Origin of the sequence: Anaeromassilibacillus senegalensis (assembly GCF_001261775.1) — a bacterium.
Lineage (GTDB): Bacteria > Bacillota > Clostridia > Oscillospirales > Acutalibacteraceae > Anaeromassilibacillus > Anaeromassilibacillus senegalensis.
The window spans coordinates 235,638-259,989 of sequence record NZ_LN868536.1; the positions used below are offsets into that span (position 1 = coordinate 235,638).

General features: G+C 54.1%; 7 protein-coding genes. 2 read left to right on the forward strand and 5 right to left on the reverse strand.

The genetic code is table 11. The features are described from left to right. Nucleotides 1–105 precede the first annotated feature (105 nt). The gene (locus tag BN2106_RS03555; RefSeq protein ID WP_050697198.1) at nucleotides 106–3,939 is read right to left on the reverse strand and encodes a carbohydrate-binding protein; all 3,834 of its coding nucleotides are present in this window, start codon (nucleotides 3,937–3,939) and stop codon (nucleotides 106–108) included. A gap of 809 nt (nucleotides 3,940–4,748) precedes the next feature. On the opposite strand from BN2106_RS03555, the gene BN2106_RS03560 reads away from it, so the two are divergent. Both BN2106_RS03560 and BN2106_RS03565 read left to right on the forward strand, forming a co-directional pair. Beyond that, nucleotides 4,749–13,475 carry an NPCBM/NEW2 domain-containing protein gene (locus tag BN2106_RS03560; RefSeq protein ID WP_050697199.1) on the forward strand — a complete coding sequence of 2,909 codons (8,727 nt, stop codon included), beginning with the start codon at nucleotides 4,749–4,751 and terminating at the stop codon, nucleotides 13,473–13,475. A 308-nt stretch (nucleotides 13,476–13,783) separates the two neighbouring features. Then, entirely contained in the window at nucleotides 13,784–19,375 is a 5,592-nt protein-coding gene (locus tag BN2106_RS03565) for a glycoside hydrolase family 2 (protein ID WP_050697200.1), read from the forward strand. Between the two features lie 221 nt (nucleotides 19,376–19,596). On the opposite strand, the gene BN2106_RS03570 is transcribed toward BN2106_RS03565, so the two are convergent. The 4 genes from BN2106_RS03570 to BN2106_RS03585 are packed head-to-tail and all read right to left on the reverse strand — an operon-like array spanning nucleotide 19,597 to nucleotide 24,296. After that, on the reverse strand, nucleotides 19,597–20,439 hold the full coding sequence (locus BN2106_RS03570; RefSeq protein ID WP_050697201.1) for a carbohydrate ABC transporter permease: 843 nt from the start codon (nucleotides 20,437–20,439) through the stop codon (nucleotides 19,597–19,599). Then, entirely contained in the window at nucleotides 20,436–21,308 is an 873-nt protein-coding gene (locus BN2106_RS03575) for a carbohydrate ABC transporter permease (RefSeq protein WP_050697202.1), read from the reverse strand. The genes BN2106_RS03570 and BN2106_RS03575 overlap by 4 nt, the downstream gene beginning before the upstream one ends. After that, nucleotides 21,298–22,521 (reverse strand): ABC transporter permease, encoded by a 1,224-nt coding sequence (locus BN2106_RS03580; protein WP_050697203.1) that lies wholly within the window; start codon nucleotides 22,519–22,521, stop codon nucleotides 21,298–21,300. Before BN2106_RS03580 ends, BN2106_RS03575 begins: the two co-directional genes overlap by 11 nt. After that, nucleotides 22,518–24,296: an HlyD family efflux transporter periplasmic adaptor subunit gene (locus BN2106_RS03585; RefSeq protein WP_050697204.1), complete on the reverse strand. Its 1,779-nt coding sequence runs from the start codon at nucleotides 24,294–24,296 to the stop codon at nucleotides 22,518–22,520. Before BN2106_RS03585 ends, BN2106_RS03580 begins: the two co-directional genes overlap by 4 nt. Between the last annotated feature and the right edge of the window lie 56 nt (nucleotides 24,297–24,352).

Genomic DNA, 24,352 nt, shown 5'->3' on the forward strand with positions numbered 1-24,352 from the left:
CGGACACGAAGTATCTAACACACCTATGGTGCTTTTAGTAGAAGCTTCTTAAAGCATGGCACATTTAAGCTCTATTCGCAAAAAGACGACTTTCAGTGACAGTAATTAGATAACTGTAACCGTGCAGTGCTGCTGTGCGTTCTGGCCTTTCAGTGTGGTGTATACGCCAGTGCTCTGGCCCGGCGCGCCGGTTGCCCATACCCTGTAATAATAGTCGCTGCCGATTCGCGCGACGAATTGCGTTTTCAAAACATCGCCGTTGCCAACAGTAAAGCTCGGTACAAGGGCGTCACCATTGATTACGGTCATCTTAAAGCAATATGCGCTGCCTCTCTTGAGGGGAAAGTTTACGGTTGTGTCGGACTGTACGCTTGCCCGCGCCGCGTTTACAGCGGCGATTCCGGCCTTTCCGTATGTGTTATCCGCAGCCGGGGTCGGTCTGCTGCTACGGGTGGAGGGCTTTGGAGCAGGCGCGGCCTTCACCAGATGGTCATAACAATCTTCCGCCTGGATAAACACCGCATTGACTTCTTCCTGTGCGGGGGCTTCCATAGCGAGAATGTCTTTTACAAGGCTGATGGACGCTTTATACGCCGCATAGCTTGCGGGGGTATAGTCCGCCGGGTTTACGGTTTCAAACTTGGCGACCAGGTCTTTCAGCGCTTCTGCGTCCGGAATCTGACGCAGTGCCATGATCGTTTTGACCAGCGCTTCCGCCGCGTTGTCCACCTGTTTCTGGGTCGCACCCTTGTCGTCCACGACGGCCCGCGCCGCTTCCAATGCCTGAGTAAAAGCGGCCTTGCTGTCGCCAGTATCCAGATAGTCATCCAAGTTGATCTGTTCCGCATAGGCAATGACGTTCTCCAGGCCGGACTTGTCGGATACGCGCACCAGGTTTTTCTCTGCGTTGTAGAGTTTGTCGTATGCCGCCTGGACATCGGCCATCAGGGCGTTTTCGTCGGAGATCACTTCTCTGGCGGCGTCCGCCGCCTCGGCCAGAGCGCTCCAGCTGGTGCTGGTATATTCTGCTTCCTCCAACAGGCCGACTGTGTCCAGAAGGTGAATCAGTTCGGTCTTGTCGCCCTCCGCAAAACGCAGCATGTGGATGGTCTTTATCATCTTTGTCCACGCGTTGTCGATTTCTTCCTGTGTCGATTGCCGGTTGGTATTTACCGCCTGGGCATGTTCCAATGCCTTATTGAATGCACTTTTGACTGCCGGAACGGCTGTGTTGTATTCTTCGCCTTCTTTGAGCTCCTCTGCTATGCCAATAACGTTGCGCAGAACCAGCTTGTTTACAGTGGTGAAGGCAATGTCCAGCTTTGTGCTGGTCAGGCCCATCGTGCCTTCATAGGTAAAGGTGGAGTTGTTTTCCTTGTCGAATGCGATTTTCGCTGTCTCGTCTTTGCCGTTTACGGTGACCGCGGAGAACTCTCTGCCATCCACCGCCGGGGCAAAGCGCAGGGTAAAGGCGTCGCCTGTTTTCAAATCGGTTTTATAGACGCCGGTGATGTTTGCCAGACCAGTGTCGCCTTCCGCTTCCAGCCGCGCCAGCCTGGCGGGGAAGTTCACAGTAAGACTGCGGGAAACCGGCTCAGCGGAATCGGCCATTTCGATGTCGATTGTATGGCTTCCGGTCAGATCGGCGGGGATAAAAGCGGTATCCTGCTCGATTCCGTCCAATTTAAAGGTGCGGATTGTACTGCCGGCTCCGGTGAGGTTGACGTCCAGCGTCATGTCGCGGTAGGGAATACCCGAAAGGGAAACGTCGCCCCAATCGGAACGCAGGTAAGGAGCAAATGCAATTCCGTCCGGACTAAACCGCATGCCGAACATACCCTCATAAACCATGCTCAGATAGCCGGTGGCGCTCCAGGCCTGATTGTCACAGGATCCCCATTTGCTGCCCGTTTGATAGCCACCGTCTGCTTCGCCGGTCACTGAATTATAAATTTCACGGATGTTGTCCGGATGTTCCAGGAAGAGCTTGGTCATGTTGTCAAACTCATTTGCAAATGCTTCAACAGAGCCTGTATACGCGGCGGATTTTGCATACAATGCGTTGATTTGCGGCCAGATCAAGTTGTTGTGCCGGCCCGGTTGATCTTCCGAAAATTCTGCAAAAGTCGGCCATACGGAGGGAAGGCCATACGGCTGGATATGCGCATTTTCTAAAATGGTTTCTGCTTTTGCATCGTCTGCAACACCGAAGAGAATTGCGAACGCCAGACCCGCGCCCTCCTGATAATCTTCCAGTGTTCCGGTGAGTTCGCCCATACCGTCCCCGTGCATAAAGTAGGCATAACGGTTTGATTCCGGGATCCACAAAAGATCGTTGATTTGTTTTTTCAGGTTGTCCGCTTTTTGACTGAAGCCATCGATGACATCCTGGCTTTTATCCAGCTCCTTGGCCATTGCCGCCGCCACCTGGTAAGCATTGTAGTATAGGCAGTTTGTACTCAGGCACATCAGTTCGCTGGTGCCCTCGTGATCCAGCACGAAAGAGGAGCCGGTATTGTCATTGTACGGCGCAGGGTACCCGGCGATGCCGTCATTGAAAAAGGAAGGTCCTTTAAATAGGCCGTAGGTGGAATTGAAATGCTCGTTTTGCATTTTTTGGAGGGTATTTGCCGTGGCGTCATAGGCAAGGGCTAAGAATTCGGCGTCACCGGTCGCGATGTATTGGTTCCATGCGGCGGTGGACCAAATAATCATATCCCACCATTGGCGGTTTCCCTGATCGATGATGGTGCCATAATCGGGGTCAGTTTTCACCAGCTTCTTCAGGGTGTTGAGCGCAACGTCGCGCTCGATCAGGCTGCCGGCACCCCACGAATTCAGCGAGCCGTCCCTGGTCCATGCATCCAGCTTGTAGCCCGATCCTGCCTGAAAAAAGGGAGGATTTCCAACCGTATTGATCGCACTGATATTATAAAGCGCGTCATTGTAAATTTTTCCGTAGGTTTCCTGCTTATCCGGATTTTCAAAGCGTAAAACGGGAGACAGTACCTTATCCTGCGGGGGATTGCTGCCCCCACTTAGGTACAACTTAAACCAGTTAAGATTCCATCCGCCGATCGTGGTTTGGATTCTCATTTTACAGGTGCCCGCATCCAGCCGCACGGTGTCAAAAACCGAGATCCAGTTTTGCCAAGCACCTGTAGCCGCAAACTCCGTGGTTGCTTTTACGGTTTGCGTGACTCCGTCGGAGGTGATGAGGCTGATTTTGCCGGGCTTGCTTAGAGCCGCCACCCGGTATTCAATGTCGTATACGCCGGACGTGGGAATGGTCACATCGTATTCCATCCAATCATCCGCATCAATGCTGGAAACATTTCTTCCACCGCCCGCATCCTGACAGTTTTCGGTTCCAATCGCATACATATTGGAGTAGTCTTCTCCCTCGATCCATATGGATGGCTCGTCCCCTGTTTGAGCCAGCGAGAACCAGTCGAAGTTCATATTTCCGGTTGCTGTTGGTACAATTCTCAAAGTATGCGTTCCCTTGCTCAAGGGAAACTCCACCGATCCCATCAGCAGGGTTCCGGTGTTTGCAAGGGCGGGCGCGATGGTCCCAACGGTGTCCTCTCCGTCTATTTCTACACGGAAAGTTGGCGCCGACCCGGCCGGAGGCGCGGTGGACGGCCATGCGGTGTACACATAAGTGAACAGATATTTGCCGTCACTGGGGATTTCAATTCCGCTGTACTCCATGTAGTCTCCGGTGTGGATGTAACCGACACCCGGATTTCCGGCCACGTCTGCCTTTTGCACGCCCAATTGATCGGTAAAATCCTCCGCTTCCACTTTGATGGAACGGCTTGCCGCGGATTCCCCGGCGGTTTCTGCCGCAAGTGCAGGGATGGCTGCCGCTGTGGCGCTGCTGAACAGCATCGTCATGCCGAGCAAAAGAGCAATTGCCTTTTTTGTCTTTTTCATCTTCCTACCTCCTGATTTTTCATGTGTTGGAGTGCCCTGAAGCTTTGTTTAACCCAAAAATGAACCCCCTCCCCTTTCCTCAAAACAGTGTTTTTATCATTTAAAATACCGCGGTAAAGCATGTGCCTTATCCCAAAGAAGATCCGATTGAATGCATAAGATTGACGAATAATCATTATTTACAATCATAATATATGAATATATTTTTTATTTAATTGTGGAAGAATTATGGTAATAATTAGATAAATATTTATCCAATTTCCACTTTTTATAAAGTGTGTTCAAGTATAAAACAGCTTAATTCCCGTTGCAATCCATGTTGTAAAGCATAGCGCGGCCATTTTCACTGCTGGGGCTTATACTTTGTATTCTATTTAACAAAATTTGCACTTTTAGCGAAGTAAAGTGCAAAAATATAATTGGATGTAAAGAAATTGGTACATATTGCCATATAATGTCGTTGAATTTTCAGATGTTACAAGTGAATTTGTAATAAAACACAAAAAGTTATGACTGTGTTTGCATTATTGTGGATTTTACGGATACGAATGAGTAATTTTACAGTAGCTTTCTTTTGCAGATATAAGGCTTTGTTAAAGATGTTACAATACGTTTGTATATATGGAAAATATTTTATTTATTATTTGTTATATGTAAAATATTTTCCACATACAAGCCAAATAGGGGCTTATTTTATGGATAGCATTTGGGCCCGAATTGGCTTGAGAAGGGAGGAACACATTGAGGAAAGGACTCTGACAGGAATCTGAAGAAGAAGAGAAAAGAGTATCACGAAGGAGAAAGAGGTTATGAAGAAAGCGCTCAAGATGATCGTATCCCTTGTTCTTGTGCTGCAGATGATGGTTGTGCCGTTTGGCACGCTTGCAGGCGCACTGGAAGCTGCGGACGCAGTGGGAACGATAATCGATGTAACGGATTTTGGGGCGGACCCCAGTGGAAAAGGCGACAGTACCATTCCGATTCAGGAGGCTTTAGAAGCCGCCAAAGAAGTGGATGGGCCTGTTACACTGTCTTTCCCGAAGGGCGAGTACCACGTTTACAAGGATTTTGCCAGCAAACGTGTGTACCACACATCAAACACCGGAAGCCTGAGCTTCCCGGAAAAGAGCATCGGTATCCTGATTGAAGATCAGGAAAACCTGACAATCGACGGCAACGGGTCCCTCTTCATGATGCATGGCGACATCATGGCAATCGCCGTTGTGCGCAGCAAAAACGTGACGCTGCAGAACTTTGTATTGGATTATGAAGTTCCGAACACAATGGATACCACCATCGTTGGCACAGGCACCACAGAAGACGGCAAACCCTATATGGATATGTACATTCCCGCAAACTACCATTACAGCATCTCCAGCGACGAAAAGCATATCGACTGGACCAGTGAACTGAGCCCCTATACGGGTAAGCCCTATTGGACGGAGAGGGACCGCCTCGGCCCGTACCTCGTCATTTATAAGGGCTACGACGAAACTGTACGCAGACATACAACCCAGACACAATATGAAGGTGCTGGTGTGCTGGATGCGGACCCGTTCATCGACGTGCAGCACATCCGCCCGCAGGGCGACAATGTAGTCCGTTTTACCTATAACAGCCGCAGGCCGGAGGCGCAGGAACTGGGCAATGTTTACCTGTTCAGCAATTCTGTTACCAGAAAGACGGCAGGCGCCTTCATCTGGGAAAGCGACACGACAATGGTCAAGGACATCGACGTCCATTATCTGGCCGGCTTTGGCTGGCTGACGCAGATGAGCAAAGATACCGAGTTCAATGGCATCAATTTCCTGCCCCGTCAGGGCACTGGCAAATATACCACCAGTAATGCCGACCAGATCCATGTGGCGGGCGCCGCGGGATATTTTAATGTCATTAATTGTAATTTCTCCATGGCCCATGACGACCCAATCAACATCCACGGAAGCTATCTGCGTGTGGAAGAAGTGATCGACAGCAAAACGCTGCGCCTGGCCTATATTCATGGTCAGCAGGGCGGCTTTACCGCCTATCATCCGGGTGATCAGGTCATGTTCTACAGCAGAACGCATCTGGAGTCCGTGGCGCATGTGGACGAGAATGATACCTTTACCGTTGCAAGCACGGTCAATCCGGGCGAAGCGTACAATGGTTCCAATCTCTCCATGAAGGAAACCATTGTGACCTTTGAAGAGGATTTCTCCCAGGAGGTTCTGGATGCGCTGAAGGTAAAGATCAAGCGCAAGGCGAGCGATCCTGAAGAACCCCTCTATGTGGCGGAAAACGTGACCTACGCGCCGACCGTACATATCAAGGGCAACGTGATGCGCTCCATCCCGACCAGAGGCATCCTGTGTACCACCCGCAATCCGGTTATCGTGGAAGATAACATCTTTGAGAACCTGGCAATGGCCGGCATGTATCTCTCCAACGACGCGGACTACTGGTATGAATCCGGTCCGATCCGCGACATGACCATTCGCAACAACAAATTTTATGTGCGCACGACCGGACAGAGAGAATGGGATGCGGCAGGTCCGATTTATGTGGACCCGGTTATCATCCGCAGCTATATCGTTTCGAGCGGCGTTGAGCCGACCCCGAAGGGCGATCCGGTACACCGCAATATCAACGTCGTGGATAATGAGATCCATATGGGCGACTATCAGATTATCGTGGCGGAAGGCGTTATGGGCATGCGCTTCGAGGGCAACACCGTAGTGCGTGACAACCCGAACGTGAACATCCAACTGATGCCGAATAAGACGGACCTTGGCATCGGTGAAGCGGCTATCATTACGCCCCTGGTGACGGAGCAGACCTTGCCTAAGGACGCGTTTGTCTTTAAAAACTGCAGCGATGTTGTGATTGACAACAACACTTACGACGACGGTTTCAAGATGAACGTCAAGGTTACAAAGAACAACGCCGTTGTACCGCCCAGCCAGCTGGAAGGCATGGTGAGCGTGGGCAATGACCCGCTTCAAATCAACGGCACAAATGTGGCTATTGCCTCTTCTAAAGACAAGATCCAGTATGCGTCCAGTAACCCGGCGGTCGTACAGGTGGATGCGGAAGGTAATGTGCGTGCCGTTGCAAAGGGCGAAGCTGACGTGTATGCGTTCTATGAATTAAACAGCACCATTGTGAAGTCCGAGCCGGTCCACTATACCGTGACAGGCGACGGCGAGCTGTGGGATTCGATCGCCATCAATGAGGCGGACGACCAGCTGATCACAGAGGAAGGCAAAACAATCGCCTTTACCAGTGATCCGGCGGGAGCAGACTGGAGTGTCGTTGATGCGCGCACCGGAGCGGCTACAAACGCGGCAACAATTGATGCAAACGGTGTCCTCACCGGCCGCGAAGACGGTGTTGTCAAAGTTATTGCCAGCAAGTACGGCGTCTCCGACAGCCGCACGGTCATTATCAGCACAGAAACCAGCTACGGCGCAGAGCCGAATACCGCGAAGACCAGAATGGCGGCCCGTGCACTGGCAGCCGGAGACGGTCCGCAGCTTTCGGACGGCTTCAGCATTAAGCCGGGAACAGAAGTCCCCGCAAATATCAGCAGCACCAAGGATACGGAAATGACGCTGACATCCGATCAAAACGGCCAGATCACCGATTCTGGAAACGGTGTCACACAGAACCTGGTGCTGTATGAAATCCCGTCTGATATCGCCAAAAATAATTTCCGCGCGCAGGTGACCATCGACGGCCTCCCGCAGACCCCATGGGGCGGCGCGGCAATGATGCTGTACACCGACGACGACAACTATGTCAGCATTGGCCAGAAGGGTCATCTCGGCGTCGTGTCCGTCAATGAAAAGGGCGGCAGTTACGTAGAGAAATCCGGCGCAGTATCCGCAAAAGTGGAAAAGGGTACCTTTGAAATTGAGAAGAACGGCAGCATGGTATTCCTTCGGTACAATGATAATGGAAGCTGGCGTGTCGTTTATGGGTATTCCCTTGGAGAAGTCGGCTTAGACGACGCCAACCTGAAAATTGCATTCTATGTCAATCAGCAAAGCGGCGGAGCAGTAAAGGCGACCTTCTCCGACTTCCGCATCGCGGACGCTTCCGTCAATTCCAACGATTTGTCCCAGCAGGAGCCGGTTAAATTCTTTGGCGCGGCGTCCGCTCCGGCGTTTGCAACCGGATTCAGCGTAAAGGAAGGCACAGAAGTTCCGGCAAATCTCAGCCAGGTCAGCGATACGGCTGTGAAGCTGGTTGCAGACCAGAACGGTACCATCCGTGAAGCGGGCGAAGGCGCCACGCAGAATCTGATACTGTATGAGATTCCGAAAGAGATCGCTGCAAACGATTTCCGCGTACAGGTTACCATTGACGGCCTGCCGCTGCGGGACGACAGCAGTGCTTCCATGCTGGTTTATACCGACGATGACAACTATGTTGGCGTAGGTCAGAAGGGAAGCAATGGCGTTACTGCGATCAGCGAAGACGGTGGATCTTATGCAGAACGTGCGGATACCTCCGGTTCTAAATTGATGAAAGGCCAGTTTGAAATCGAAAAGACCAGCAGCATGGTCTTTGTGAAATTCTGGGATGGCAGCCGTTGGAAAGTCGTTTCCGGCTACTCGGCATCTACTACCGGCCTGGACGATTCCAACCTGAAGATCGCGTTCTATGTTAGCAAAATGGGTGAAGATGCTGTTGAGGCGACCTTCTCCGATTTCCGCATTGCTACCGCAACTGCAGTGGATTCTGACGCATTGTCCGCACAGGAACCGGTTGCTATCTTTGGAAAAGCCGCTTCTGGTCCGCGTTTGGCGAATGGATTCAGTTTTGCAGCAGGAACAGAGGTTCCGGCAAACTGGAGCAGTGAAAAAGCCACGGAAATCAACCTGATTTCCAACGCAAACAGCCAAATCAGCGGAAAAGATCAGGGCACCCCGCAGAACCTGGTACTGTATGATATCCCAGCGGATATTGCAAAAGATAATCTGCGTCTGCAGGTCACAATTGACGGTTTGCCGCAGACTCCCTATGGCGGTGCGGCTGTTATGCTGTATTCCGATACCGATAACTATATCAGTGTTGGTCAAAAAGGTCATTTGGGTGTCGTAGCGGTCAATGAAGTGGAAGGGGTTCTCAATGAAAGACCGGATACTTCTGGAACAAAGCTGACTAAGGGACAGTTTGAAATCGAAAAAACCGGCAGTATGGTCTTTGTGAAATACTGGGATGGCAGCCGCTGGAAAGTGGTGTCCGGTTATTCCACCAGCACGATTGGTTTGGACGATTCCAACCTGAAGGTAGCATTCTATGTGAACCAGCAGGGATCGGATGCGGTCAATGCGACCTTCTCCGATTTCCGCATTGCAAACGCTTCTGTCAATTCCGACGATTTGTCCCAGCAGGAGCCGGTCGCGATTACAACGACTGAGGGCGGCGAAGAACCGGATCCTGGTCCTGGTCCAGACCCGAAACCTTCCGTTTTGGAAGAAGGCGTAAACATCTGGCAGAATACCGAGAATTGGTTTGCGACAGGTAAGCGCGACGAGCTCGGCGTACATGCGGAGGTCGGCGACCTGTACAACAACCAGGCCACCGCGAAGAACACTGTGACAGTTGACGTCCCGGCCGAATGGGCGGACGACCTGCGCGTGCAGGGTACGATTGCCATGGATAACCTTAGCAGCCTGGCCAACTATGCAAATGCCAGCATGGCGCTGTTTGCCGACGGCAACAACTACATTTCCGTTGGACAGAAGGCCCATATGCCGGGCATTGCGGTTGCAAACGAAGAGAAGGCTGTGACTGTGGAGCCCAGCTACCCGGCAATCTCCAAATCCCGCGTGATGACCTACGAAATGGAGAAGCGCGGCAATACGATCTATCTGCGCTGCAAGCCGGAGGGCGGCGAGTGGCAGAACGTCAATGTGAGCAGCATGCCTTTGGTCAATGAATCTCTGGGAAGCAGCTTTAAACTGGCGTTCATCACCTGGAACAAGGGCGCGGCGTATCCGCTGACCTGTACCTATTCCGGCGTGAAGATGGCAAAAGCTTCCGAGTCCACCACGGAGAGCTTGGAGCAGCAGACCTCTAAATCCCTGGTAAAATCATATCCGAATGCGGCCCCGACAGTTTCTGATATCCGCACGGATAAAGACACTTATGTGGTTGGCAGTTATGTCGGCGTGGTCGGTTACACCTATGCCGATGCGGAAAACCATGCGCAGGGCGCACCAGTCTATAAGTGGCAGTACATGAAGAACGGCAAGATGGTCACAGAGTACACGAAGGTTCCGGAAATCATTGCCGGAAGTGCGGGAGATCTGACTTGCTCTGTCTATGTGTTTGACCAGTATGGCAAGCCCTGTAAAGCACCGGCCCAAAAGACCGTCAGTGTGCAGGCTGTGGACAGTTATGCGCTGAAGTCTCTGCTGATCAACGGCAATAATCCGGTCGGCTTTAAGGCAGATCAGTTTGATTACACCTATGCGGTCCCGGATACCATGGAATTCTTCACCGTAGGATATGAAGAAATGAATCCGACCAAGGGTTCTACGGAAATTCAGGATCTGAGCGGCAACGTGATTACCGATAAAGTTCTGCGTATGGCAGACTATAAGGGTGTGAAAGTTGTCCGCAAGGAAGGAAACGCCGTACAGATGACCTACACGGTTACTTTCCGTCCGGTAGAAAGCAATAACACCAAGTCTGTTATCTCTGTGGATGGTACCGCCCTCACAGAAGAAATTAAGGCGGGTACGCACAGCTACTTCACGGCGCTGACCAACGATCAGAATGTGGTGGAGTTCGCCGTAGATATTCCGGATGATGCAACAGACGTCAAAGTATACCGTTCCTTCTACCGCGATGAAATCGTCAATGAAGCGACGGAAGGCAATGATTTCTCCGCAATGGTAGATCTATACAGTGGCCTGAACATCTTTAACATTGATGTAACGGCTGCGGACGGCCTTACAGTTACCCGCTACCGTGCGCAGGTGTTCCGTGCCGGATACAGCGACGCGTATGCGACCGACATCCAGTTTAACGGCGTAACCGCACCGGGATTTGATCCGGAAGTTACCGAATATAAAATTCCGATTACCTCTGAAGAGATGCGCAATTTGTCAGTCGACGTCGCGCCGGTGCAGGGCAAAGATACAACCACCAGCGTAACCATCAACGGCAGCCGCACCGAGGGAACAAAGGCGGAAGGCAAGCTGGATCAGGATACCAATACGATCGTGGTTGCCGTAAAGGCAGAAAACATGTTTACCGCCAAGTATTACAGCTTTACCCTGTACACCCCGGACGAGACCAATGCGTCTTTGGATCTTTTGGCGATTCCGGGCGAGACGGTCAACGAGCTGTTTGACGAAAACCGCACAGAGTACACCATGAGTGCCTCTGGCAAACCGATCACTCTGCAGGCGAGAACCTGGGAACAGGGCGCGACCATTGCGGTTACCGCCGAAAACGGTCAGTCCTACACGGCAACGGGCAGCATCGATCAGGAAATTCTTGTCTACAAGGGCGACAACTTGATCACGGTCAAGGTAACCGCGCCGGACGGCAAGACAGAAAAAACTTATACCATTGAAGCCAATGTTTGGGATGAGGTCAACCTCTCTGAACTGGAATGGCTTTCCAGCAGTTCTGCAGGTACTGGTGGTACTATTCAAAAGAATCTATCCAATGACGGTAATCCGCTGACTATGAATTTGAATGGTGAGGAAACCGTCTTTGAAACCGGATTTGGTACTCTTAGCAATGCGTATGTACATTACAACATTGCTGGCAGAGGCTTTACCAAAATGGTCGGCTATGTCGGCGTCGATAAGGAAAGCGCACCGGGCACCAAGGCCGGATTTGAAATTTATTATAATATAACTACCTCCACTCCTGCCGGATTGGGTGTCGGCGTCCGTTCCCGCGAGGGCGATGCAGGCAGATTTGAAATCAACATCCCTGAGGGCACCAATACGTTGGGCTTGTGGGCGTATGGTTCTGGCAGCACCGATGTGCATGTGGACTGGGCAGATGTTAAGTTCATCAACCCGGATGCCGTTGAGAATCCCAACCCGGGTCCGGCAAAAACCTATGAAGTAGCTGTCAGTTACGGCAAAAAGGTCAATCTGTTGGTCGACAACGAAAAACAGCCTCCGATCGGCTTCTTCAAAGACCGGTTTGAGCAGGGGACAGAAATTGTCCTTAACTTTGCCCCGTACGCGGAGGGCAGAGAGATCGGCGGCGTCAAGCTGAATGGCGAGACGATGGCGTTTACCGACTCCGCTTCCTATGAGTACACCTATACGGTGGGCAAGAAGGACGCGGCACTCGACTTCACGTTTGAGATTATCAATAAGGCTACCCTGCGCACCATGATCGAATACGCTGAGAAGTGCGAAGAAGACGGTGTGGTCGGCGAAAGTGTACCTGCCGTGCAGAAAGCATTCGGCAAGGCACTGGCCGCGGCGAAGAAGGCGGACGAAGCACTGGAGATCACCCAGGCTGAGATTGACCAGTCCTGGAAGGATCTGCTGAAGACCATCCATATGCTGGAATTCAAACCCGGCGATAAAAACGCCCTGCTGGGGTTGATTGAGCAGGTTGAAGCGTTTGATCTGGAAAGTTACACTTCTGCCAGCGTGGCGAAGCTCAATGAGATGCTGGAAGCCGCAAAGGCCGTCTATGACGATGAAAACAGCATGCAGGACGAAATCGACGAGGCGAGAGAAAATCTCTACAAGGCGTTTATCGACCTGAAAAATCTGCCGAATACGTCTGAGCTTGAAAAGGTCATTGCAGAGGCGGAATCCCTAGACCTGAACGACTATATCGACGCGGGTCAGGACGTATTCACGGAAAAACTTGAGGAAGCCAAAACTGTCCTCGAGAACTCCGAGGATCAGAAGGAAGTTACCGCGGCGGCAAATGCCCTTGCAGAAGCGATGGCGGATCTCCGCCTGAAGGCAGACAAGAGCAAGCTTAAAGAGCTGACAAAGGAAGCCAACGAACTGAACCTGAACGGGTATACCGCTTCCTCCGTTAAAAAATTCGAAACCGTCCGCGATCAGATGAACGCGCTGATGGCGAAACCGAACAACGAAGTTTCTCAGGATGAGGTCGACGCGCTGATCGAGAAGTACTATGAAGCGAAGGAGAACCTGTCTACTGGCGGTTCCTCCACCAGACCGTCCGGTTCCTCCAGACCTTCCGCACCGTCCAATAACAATGCGTACGGCGCATCTGGAACGGCTGTGGTTGGAGCAACGCAAAATGTGCTGACAGCTTCTGTCCGCTCCGATACCACCGTGGACTTTACCCTGAAGAGAGGCAGTGCGTACTGCTTCAAGATGACCGTCCTGAATGGCGACAATCTGACCCCGAGCTTCACCGTCGGTAACGGCGATGTGCTCAAGACCCAGTTTGTAGCAAGAATCGGCAACGATTATTACTACAGAGTTTGGGCGGTCGGTGCACCGGGCTCCAGCACAGGCGTGTATACCACCCTGCCGGGCCAGGATGCAACAAAGCATTGCACGGTAAAAATCGGATAATTCTGTTCGTAAGATTCTCTTTTCACAACAGATAGAAGCAGCCCCCGGCTCATTTGAGCCGGGGGCTGCGCTGTTTCTCAAGTGTATATGGATGAATGTTGCTAAAATATGTATAAATTACTCATTTGCACAGACCTTCTTGTTTGTCAATGAAAAGTATGTTAGCATGAAGCAATAAAATAATATATCTGTGTTGCCTGATTTTATCTATATATTATAAATAAGACAAACAGATAAATGTAAGCAGAGGAGTGAAAAAGAGACAGGGAAGAGGAGCATTTGAAATTGAGTTTGGAGAGGAGAAAAAAATGAAAAGACACAACAAATGGATGGCGCTGGCGCTTTCCGTTTCCATGTTGTTTACAAGCATGGGAAGCCTGCCTGCGCAGGCAGCGCAGAAATACGCACCAGCCAGCCAGACCGCGGAGGCGGAGGCCCCCGGAAGAACGGTTTTAAACTTCAACAGCGATTGGGGGTTCTATCAGGGCGACCTGGAGGGCGCACAGGCGGTGGATTTTGACGACGCGGCATTTGCCGCGGTGACAGTTCCGCACACCATGCGTCTGGAGAAAAAGAATGCGGGAGACGCCGGCAGCGTTTACCGTGGAATTGGCTGGTATCGCCGGTATTTCACACTGGATGAGCAGTATAAGGGCAAAAAAATCAACATTGATTTTGACGGTGTGATGATTGACAGCGACGTGTATCTGAACGGGGAAAAGGTGTATACCCGCAATGGTGGTTACATCGGTTTTTCCGTAGATATTACCGATAAAGTCAAATGGGACGGACAGACGAACGTCCTTGCCGTCCGCGTTTCCAATCTGGACAATCCGGATACGCCTCCGGGAAAACCGTTGGCCAATCTGGACTTCCATTATTACGGCGGAATTTACCGCGATGTGCGGATGCGCATGACAGATAAGCTGTACATCTCTGATGCGCTGCAGGCAGACGAAGAGGCCAGCGGCGGCGTGTTTGTGACATACACGGACGTTTCCGATGCGTCGGCATCTGTAAATGTCAAGACCCATGTGGTCAACGAGGAAGAAACCACAGAAGAAGCAACGGTCGTCAGTACCCTGGTGGACGCGGACGGCGAAACCGTGGCGGAGACTTCCTCCATGGAAACGGTTCCGGCGGGAGGGGCGATCCAGTTCAGCCAGAAAATGGATGTGCAGAACCCGAACCTCTGGCATCCGGACCATCCCTACCTGTATGACCTGGTCAGTGAGGTGCAGGTGGGCGGAGAGATAGTGGATACGGTCACGACGCGGATCGGTATCCGCACCATCGATTTCCGTGCGGACGGTTTTTACATAAACGGTGAAAAGCTGTATCTGCGCGGTGCGAACCGCCACCAGTCGTACGCCAATGTCGGTGACGCGGCCTCCGTTTCCATGCAGAAGCGCGACGCGGTCCAGATGAAGGAAAACGGCTTTAATTCTGTGCGCGCCACACACTATCCGCAGTCCCCGGCCTTCCTCGATGCGTGCGACGAATTGGGGATCCTGGTCATTGAATGCCAGCCGGGTTGGCAGAATTTTACCAATACACAGACGTTCTACGACCGGACGCTCCGCGACACGCGCGAGATGATCCGGCGCGACCGCAACCGTCCGAGCGTCATCCTGTGGGAGACTTCCCTCAACGAGACGGGGTATTCCCGCCAGTGGGCGCAGGAAGCGACGGCAACCGCGCACCGCGAATACCCCGGTAACCAACTGTTTACCGCTTCGGATTACGGCTACCACGGCGATCTGTACGACGTGTGCTATAAAGTGGTGGACCGTAATAACGGTGTTGAGACCGATTACAACCCGGACAAGCCCTTTTTCACCCGCGAATGGGGCGATTGGGGCGGTATGGGACAGGCGAGCCGTAAGAACGGAGAGGCCGCCCTGCTCAACAATGTTGTCGTGCGTGAAAAGCAGCTGGAGGGCGCCGGCTATCCCGACTGGGGTGGCCTGGACGCCAACGAGCGCATCGGCGGCTATTTCCTCTGGAGCTGGAACGACTATGCCCGCGGCAGCGTGGCGTCCACGCTGGCGAACGGTACGGTGGACATCGACCGCTACGAGAAATACAATTTCTATTGGCTTAAATCGATGCAGTCTGCCCGCAATCCCGTATATGGGCCTATGGTCTTTATCGCGAGCACCAATTCCGAAAGCTCCGCGCGTGAAATTACCCTGTACAGCAACTGCGACAGCGTGCGGCTCTACCAGAATGACGTGTTGATCGGCGAACAGACACGCGACGAAGCGTTTGCCGCAAACAGTTCGGTCGGCGCAAATTCCAACATCAAGAAGAAGGGCGGCAGCCCCATCTTCAAAATCACACTGCCCTCTTTTGTGGCGGGCGAACTCCGCGCGGAAGGCGTTCTGGACGGAAAAGTTGCCGCAGAGCATCTGGTTCGTACGCCGGGGACACCGGCCCGCATCGAGATCGAAGTGCGCGACCGGGAGATTCAGCCGGTCGCGGACGGTTCCGACCTGGTGCCGGTTTACTTCAAAGTTGTGGATGAGAACGGGACAGTCATTCCAGACTACGGCCAGAAAATCCGCATCTCTGTAACAGGAGAGGGTGAACTGGTCGGTGAGAACATCCCGCGCATCGGCGTGGAGGAGCAGAAACTGGAGGCTGGCGTCGGTCATGCCTTTATTCGTACCAGCGGGACGGCGGGCGACGTGCATATTGAAGCCGTTGGTATGACGGACGAGCTGGCCGGTTCCATCGATTTTGTGACAGCGCCGTACACAGGCGCATTCGTTCCGGACGGCGATCATGTCGCATGGACCAACGGAATGGACGCGTTTGAACAGGCATATGAAACCTACGACGACCTTGCGTACGGTAAGCCCGCAACGGCTTCTTCCACGCAGGAAGACCGGGGCAACTGGCCGAAGAATGCGGTGGATGACGACGAAGGCACCAAGTGGTGCGCAAGCGGCGGCAGCTATCCGCAGTGGCTGCAAATTGATCTGGAGAAAATTCAGGCGATCAGCGGCTTCCAGATCAACTGGGAGAGCAAGGCAAACACCTATGCATACCGCATCCAGACTTCCTTTGACGGGGTCAATTGGAATACCGTGGTGGACAGTGCGGACAGGCAGCTTCCGGACAATCGTTTGGACACACAGATGGCGGACACAATAGGACGCTACGTCCGGGTGATGGTTGATTCCGGTTCCGCCGGATGGGCCTGCCTGTACGACTTTAAGGTGTTTGCTTCCAATAAGCCGCTGGCAGAGCTGCTCCCGGCGATCGGTGACGAGGCGGTGCTCGACCTGACTGCGACGGACGCGTCACCGGAGGGCAGAGGGGTGGACACCCTGCGCGACGGGGAAACGCTGATTGGAACCGGCTGGCTTGCCGCGTCGAATACGACGCCGCAGTCGGTGACGCTCTCCTTTAAAGAGCCGCAGACCGTTGCGGCCAACCAGATTTACTGGGAGAAGGACAGCAGCCAATACACCTATTCTTTGGAGCTTTCTGAGGACGGAAAAATCTGGCAGCCTGTTCTGACGGATATTACCGTGGGAGGGCAATCCTTCCAGCCGGTCCTGTTTGAGCGGGCATACAGCGGGATCCGCTATGCGCGCGTAACCATTACCAATATATCCGCGGGTGGTACGCCAGTGGTTGGTATGGCGGAATGGATCGTCTACGGCATGGGAAAAGAAGAGGAAGTCAAACCCGTAAAGGGCTTTGATTATCTGAGCGACCTGGCATGGACCTCCGCAAAGGCCGGGTACGGCAGTGTTGCCAAGGATCGCGCCTGCAACGGTTCCTCCATCTCTCTGCGTGTCGATGGGGAAGTGCGCGAGTTTGCCAAGGGCCTCTCCGGTGACCATCTGGAATCCGGAACCGAACTTGTCTATGACATCGCGGGCAAGGGTTACAATAAGCTGGAATCCTATGTAGGCATTGACAGCAATGCCGGTAAAAACGAAGCCCGCACCATTTTTAAGGTCTATGTGGATGGAGAAAATGTGTATGAAAGTCCGGTTTTGACCCGGGATGGAAACGGCGCCTTTATGGAGGTCGCCCTTCCGGAATCCGCGAAGGAACTGAAATTGGTTGCAGAGTGGGACGGCGTTACAGAGAACGGCCAATACAATGCACATGCCTGCTGGGGCGACAGCAAATTGATCCGTATGGTGAAAAACATCGTTTCCGTTGAAGCGCTGCCAGCGCTGGCAGTCGAGGTGGGAACCCCCTACTACCGTTTGGCGCTTCCGGAAACAATTACTGCTACACTGGAAGACGGCAATACGGTCGCTTTGGCAGTAAAATGGGCAAAGGGCGGTTTTGACGGTACGAAGGAAGGCACCTATTCGCTATCCGGCACATTGATTTGCCCGGACGGCATCATCAATGCGTCCGAGTTGACAGCTTCAATCGAGGTGAAAGTCGCACAGAAGAGTACGGAGCCGGAAGAGCATACCCTCAGCATCGACTTCCCGGCAAAGAACGCGCAGCTTTCCATTGCGGGAGAAGACCTCAAGCTTGCCAACCTGATTGGAAAATACGAAGCAAAGGTTATGGCAGGCGACGATGTAACATTGACCTTTATTCCCACAGTAGAAGGCAGAGAGTTCGCGGGCGTGACTGTCAACGGCGAACCGGCAACCCTGAGGGATACGGAATCCTATACCTACACCGGCAAAATGCCGAACGCGGATACCGATCTGCACTTTGCGTTCACCGTTGTGAACAAGCAGGTGCTGCGCACCGTGATCAATATTGCGGAAGGCCTCAAGGGCGGCAGCGAATACAACGCGGCGGTACCGTCCGTACAGAAACTGTTCGACGCGGCGCTTGATCAGGCGATTGCAGTCGAGGCACAGGCGGACGCATCGCAGAAGGACATCGACAACGCGTGGGCAAAGCTGCTCAATGTTATCCAGCATCTGAGCTTTGCAAAGGGCGACAAGACCGTTCTGAAGGAAGCGTTGGATACCGCGGCGGCCTTGGAACAGGACGACTACACAGCCGGAAGCTGGGCGGCATATGAGCTGGTTCTGGCGGCGGCGCAGGAGGTCTATGACGACGCGGACGCGATGGACAAGGAGATCCGGGAAGCGGCGGCGGAGCTGAACGCGGCGATGATCGCCCTGGTCTACAAGGCGGATTGGGAGACGCTGGACACGGTACTTGCACAGGCGGAGGAGATTGAGAAGGTCCTGGAGGAAGAGTACCTTCCGATTGGCCAGGAAGCCTTCCGCAATGCGCTGAACGCGGCAAGAGAACTGGATGCGGAGGCATCCCAGAAGGAGATCAACGCGGCGGTGGATGCGCTCACAAAAGCAATGCTGGTTCTGCAAAGAATCCCGAACAAGAAAGCGCTGGAGGATCTGCTGGGCGAAACGGAAAACCTGAACCTCAGCAAATACACCGCATCCAGTGCGAACCAGTTCCGCTCCATGCGGAATGCGGCGCTGGCAGTCGCAAACGATCCGGATGCGACGGAGCAGGATGTGGAAACGGCTTACAAGAATCTTCTGGCGGCAAAAGCGGCTCTGGAAGTGAAACAGCCGTCCGCCGTCAAGAAGAACGGCAATACGGCGAAGATTGCCGACAACACCTATGGTGCGGCGGGCAGAGTGCTGGTCAATCCCACAGCGGCGAATGTCCGTTCCGATGTAACCGGCGCACTGACGCTGAAGAGAGGCCAGTCGGCGGTGTTCCAGATGACCGTGGTCAATGGAAACGGCTTTGCCCCAGCCTTTACAGTGGGCAACGGCAGCGTGTTGAAGACACAGGCCGTTTCCCGCATCGGCAATCTGTACATTTACAAGGTCTGGGCAGTGGGCGCGCCGGGCGAAAGCACGGGCGTGTGTACCCAGATCTTGAATGGGGAGCCGCAACAGCAGTGTGTTGTTACGATTGCATAAAATGGTGCTCGCTGTAAGTGCGCCCCGACCGGAGATTCAGGGCGAAAAGCCCGGGGGAACACTTGGCTGAAAAGGATGGCTGGTTGGGAGAATCGCCGTTGTAAATCAGCCGCACTTTCAGCATTTGTGTGAAAAGGCAGTATACCACATACGATTTGGACAGAAAAACAGCAGCAGAAGACTTCCAGATGGAAGTCCCATGCTGCTGTTTTTTTGCCGGTTCAGTCCTTGAGTCCGGAGGCGGCGATGCCCTGTTCCAAATACTTTTGTCCAAAGAAAAAGATCAGCAGGGCGGGAGTGAGCATCAGGACAGAGGCTGCCAAAGAGATGCCCGCATTGTCCGTGGAGATCTGCGGCAGGTAGAGGGAGAGCGGCCAGTTCGTCTTGGTCTTGAGGAATGCCAGCGGTTGTTCCAGCGCGTTCCACGATTCCAGGAAGCCCAGCACCACAGCGGACAGAATGCCCGGAGCGGCGAGCGGCAGCCCAATGCGGAAAAATACCTGAAACGGACCAGCACCGTCCAATTCCGCCGCTTCGATGACAGATTTGGGAATTGCGGCGAAGAAGCGGTTCATAATGAACACCGGGAACGTGGAGAATGCGCCCGGCAGGATGATCGACCACATCGTATCAATCAGGTTCAGGCTGTCCAGCACCAGATAGTTGGAAACCATCGTCACCTGGAACGGCATTAGCATCAGCGCGATGTACAAGGAAAACAGAAGCTTCTTAAAACGGAATTCATAGCGCGCAAACGCCCATGCCGCCGGTGCGCCGATTACCACCTGCCCGATCAGGATGGGGAACACCTGCAGGCAGGAATTCCAGAACATGGCGAAAAATTCGGGTGTGTCCAGCAACAGCTCCACAAAGGGCTGCAGAGTCGGATACATCGGCAAAAGCGGCCATGCGGCAAAGCCAACCGCCCCGGTTTTCAGAACGGGGCCGAGGCTTTCCACCACCTCGCGGGTGCCCATCAGCGAGCCCGTCAGAAGCATCCAGATCGGCATCCATGCGGTCAGGGCAACCACCACCAAAAACAGATAAACCAATTTTCTTCTCATTCGTCGTTGCTCCTTCCCAAAAAGAATTGCAGGATCAGGATGACTGCGAGCACGGTGACGGCCATGACCGTAGCGGCGGCGCACATTTTATCGATGTCCAGCGTTAAAAACCAGTTGTTAAACAGGTGCTGCAACATGTACATGCTGTCGTCCGGGTAATCGCCCGCCACCAGATACGCTTCCCGGAACACCTTGAAAGAGTTCAGCAGGGAAAGCACCGTGATGGTGAACAGCGTGGGTTTCAGGTTGGGCAGGGTGATGCGGAAAAAGGTCTGGAACGCGTTGGCGCCGTCCACCTGCGCCGCTTCAAACAGGCTGCCCGGGATGCTGCTGATGCCGGAGAGCCATAGGACCATGTCATACCCGCTGTTTTTCCACAGGTAACTGATGATCAGCAGAAGAAAGGCCCAGCTGCTGTGCAGCCAGTCGATGGGCGTGCCGCCCATCGCGACGGCGGCTTTATTCAGAAGGCCGTTTTCGTGGAACAGCACTTTCCAGATCAGCACGATGGAGGCGACCGGAATCGCCATGGGGATTAAAAAGCTGGTTTTGAATATGCCGCGCCGCTCCTTGCAGGCATGGACCAGCAGCGCCAGCGCCAGGGAGAGCAGGATGAGCGCCGGAATACACAGCAGGGTAAAGCGGATGGTGTTCCATCCGGCGAGCTGAAACGCCTTATTCTGGAAAATGATCTCGTAGTTTTTCGTTCCGACAAATTCACCGCTCATTGCGGAGAAGAAGGAACGCCGCACCGCGTCGACAAAGGGAACCACGACAAAGATGCTGACACAGAGCAGGCTTGGCCCCAGAAACAGCCACGGAAGGACCGCTTTGCGGAAGGGCAGCTTTTGGTACGCGTCACGTTTCATGGAACGGTTTCCCCTCTCCTAACAGATAATATCCCCATGCGCGGTATGCAGACCGGCAAAGCGCCGCAGCGGGGAGCGCCAGCCAGAAGGCCCGCGGCAACTCCACCGCGCCCTCCTGTGCCAGCCATAGAACCAGCAGATAGGCGGACAGTAAAACAGCGGCGGCAAAGGGCATTGGATTGCGCACCGTATGCAGCCGCTCTGCCGTCAGGACAAATAAAAAGCACGACAGCAGGCAGAACAGCGCACAGGCCAGCACCTGCCCCAGCAAAGCGGCTTCGCGCGAGGTAAACGTCAGACGCATCAGGCCGGAGAGGTCGGAAACAGCGCTTTCCCACAGGCGGGACCAGAAGGAAAAATCGGACCATTTTCCGGGAATAAAGCGGACCGGCGGCAAGGTGTTCATCTGTACCGCCCATAGGACGGCTCCACCAGCAAGAGCGGATGCAAATGCCGCCAGCGCGCAGAGGGCCGGAGAGCGCCGTGCCGCCAGCACGCCGCGCAAAAGGTATGCTAGTGCGGCAAATCCCAGAACCCAGCCGGGCAGCAGGGCGAGTAGCCCTGCCAGCGCGGTCCAGAGACCGCCGTCGAGAATGCCCTCCGGCGGCGGCAGGCTGTAACTGGTCAGGAAACTGCGGGTTTGATCGGCGGAGTTGACGCCGTCCTCAAAGGAAAGCTCCAGATTGGGGAACGAGGTTTTCTCGTCTGTGGTCTGGAACATGGCGCTGGGGGCATCATCTTCATATACGCCGCGCACGATGAAGGGCCTGCCGCCGCGGAGCAGAGTTTTACCGATGACGTCCGTGCCGCCCCAGAGGGCATCCGCCAGTCCCATGCTGACCGCACAGCCGGCGGTATCGCCGCGCGCGGGAAGGGAGCCGTGATGCATTGGATGGGAGAGAATCAGTTCCGGATTGCCGGACAGCTCCAGGATCTCCGCGAATCCGTTTTTCAGCCTGGCGCTGTCCTCCAATGATTCCCCGGGAAGCTCCCGCCAGAGCGTCGCGTCAGGAAGAAGCGCCTGTTTCTTTTCCGCCGCCTTCTGCGCGTTTTCCCAGTCCCCGAGTGTGACGCCGCCGTCCGCCTGGTAGCGTACCCCGGCGGCGGGCATGGAAAGAATGCGGTTGGACTGCGATACGGAGAAAAACCAGCAGGCCAGCGCGGCCAGCAGACAAAGCCAGAAGCCGACGCGGCGCTTTCTCGCGGCGGTCAAGGCTGTTCGAGGCGCACGCGGTCGCCCGCCTCCAGAGGACGGTTACTGCCGGTCACTACCTTATCGTCGGGAAGGAGCGATGCGTTCAGTGCCATGGACGTGCTGTCCTTGTCCTGCACGTCGATACCAACGTGTTCGATGTAGGTTTCCCGTCCCAAAACGCTGTCCCGTTCCCTGACAACGTAGATGAAATCGCCTTTACTGTCGGACCGCAGGGCGGTCAGCGGCAGCCGCATGTTGTACCGTTCGCTGTCCTTTTCCGACTCCATTTTGCTGGTTTCGCCGGAAAGATAGGAGCCCTCCGGCAGTGCCACGGTCACGGGGTAAAGGCCGTTCTCATTTTCAAAACCGATGGATTGCACGGTGCCTTCCAAATCCTTTTGTTCGCCGTTGCGGCGCAGGTTGAGTTTTACGCGGTCTCCGATGGACAGCCACTTGGATTCCTCCTGTGAAATTTCTGCGATAAAACGGTACCCTTCCTGGTTGGTGCTGAGCACCACAGGGGCTTTGCCGTCCGTCTGCGCGCCCGCCTCGCCGTTGACCTCCATGACCACGCCGTCTTCCGGCGCGGACAGGAGATAATTACCGGCTTCCAGCGACTGCAGGCTGGCAAGCTCTTTTTCTTTTTGCTGGATTTCCCATTCACCCGCGTCCAGGGAGGCGTCTGTCTGCGCACCGCCCGCCAGCGCGGATTCGTATTGCAGCCGGGCGGCGTCCAGCGCGGCCTGTGCGTCGTCCCGTGCGGTAGGCAGGGCGCGTTTGGCGTCCGCCAATGCGCGTTCTTTTGCCGTGACATCCTCCTGCGCGGCGGTCAGGGTATTTTTAGCCGCCTTGATGTCCGGTTCATCCTCCAATGTGGCGGAGTCCTTCGCCTGGTCCAGCTTTGCCTGTGCGTCGTCCTGCCGTTCCTTGGCGCGGCTCATGGTCTTTTCCGCCTCGTCCAGCAGGTACCAGCGGTCTTCCTTGGCGCGGGCCAGCGCCTTCTTTGCTGCCTCTATGTCCTCCTCAATGCCGATATCCTTGGCTTCCTCCAGTGCGATACGGGCGTCGTCCACAGTGCGCTTGGAAGTGGCGTCCGCCTTTTCATGGGCGGTTTTTGCATCCTGGTACGCCTGCTGTGCGTCCTTGAGCGCGGCTTCCGCATCTTTCACCCGGTTTTCAGAAGTTTTCTGGTAGACTTTGGAATACTCCGTCTGTGCCTTTTGTGCTTCGGCCTTCGCTTTATCCAGATCGGTCTGCGCGTCGTTTGCCTGTTCCACAGCGTCCTGTTCCGCTGTCAAAAGCTTCTTTTGCGCATCTTCCACCGCTTGCTTTGCCGTCGCAAGGGAAACCTTTCCGGATGTGTTGGTGACCGACTGCTTGGCTTTGAGGTCTGCCAGCTCGTTGCGCAGCTTTTCAAGCTGCGATTTGGTATCTTCCGGGTCAAATTCCACCAGGGGATCCCCCTTTTTTACGGTATCTCCCGCGGAGACATACCATTTGACAATGGTCAGCCCCTGTATGGCCTCCATCGGATGGCGGCCCATTGCCTCCACCTTTCCGGATGCCGAGAGTTCCTTGCGGACCGGGCCGGTGGTATACACCTCCGCCGTGACTTCCGCCACGGTAAGCCCGTTTGCCGCGCGGGACAATACGGTAAAGACCAGCATCAGTGCAAAAAACCAGGCGAGCAGCTTTGCCGCCGTGCGCTGTGTGGATGGACCCTGGACGGGCGTGCCTGCCGCGGCGCGCGCCCGTTCCCGTTGCAGAAAGCTGTGGATGGATTCCCATTTCATTTTGCTGCCCTCCTGTTGATCTGCTTGTGCCGGTTGACCGGCTGGTTTATGCTATC

Coding starts and splice junctions, on each gene's coding strand:
- BN2106_RS03555 (WP_050697198.1), bottom strand. CDS start 3,939: ATGAAAAAGACAAAAAAGGCAATTGCTCTTTTGCTCGGCATGACGATG.
- BN2106_RS03560 (WP_050697199.1), top strand. CDS start 4,749: ATGAAGAAAGCGCTCAAGATGATCGTATCCCTTGTTCTTGTGCTGCAG.
- BN2106_RS03565 (WP_050697200.1), top strand. CDS start 13,784: ATGAAAAGACACAACAAATGGATGGCGCTGGCGCTTTCCGTTTCCATG.
- BN2106_RS03570 (WP_050697201.1), bottom strand. CDS start 20,439: ATGAGAAGAAAATTGGTTTATCTGTTTTTGGTGGTGGTTGCCCTGACC.
- BN2106_RS03575 (WP_050697202.1), bottom strand. CDS start 21,308: ATGAAACGTGACGCGTACCAAAAGCTGCCCTTCCGCAAAGCGGTCCTT.
- BN2106_RS03585 (WP_050697204.1), bottom strand. CDS start 24,296: ATGAAATGGGAATCCATCCACAGCTTTCTGCAACGGGAACGGGCGCGC.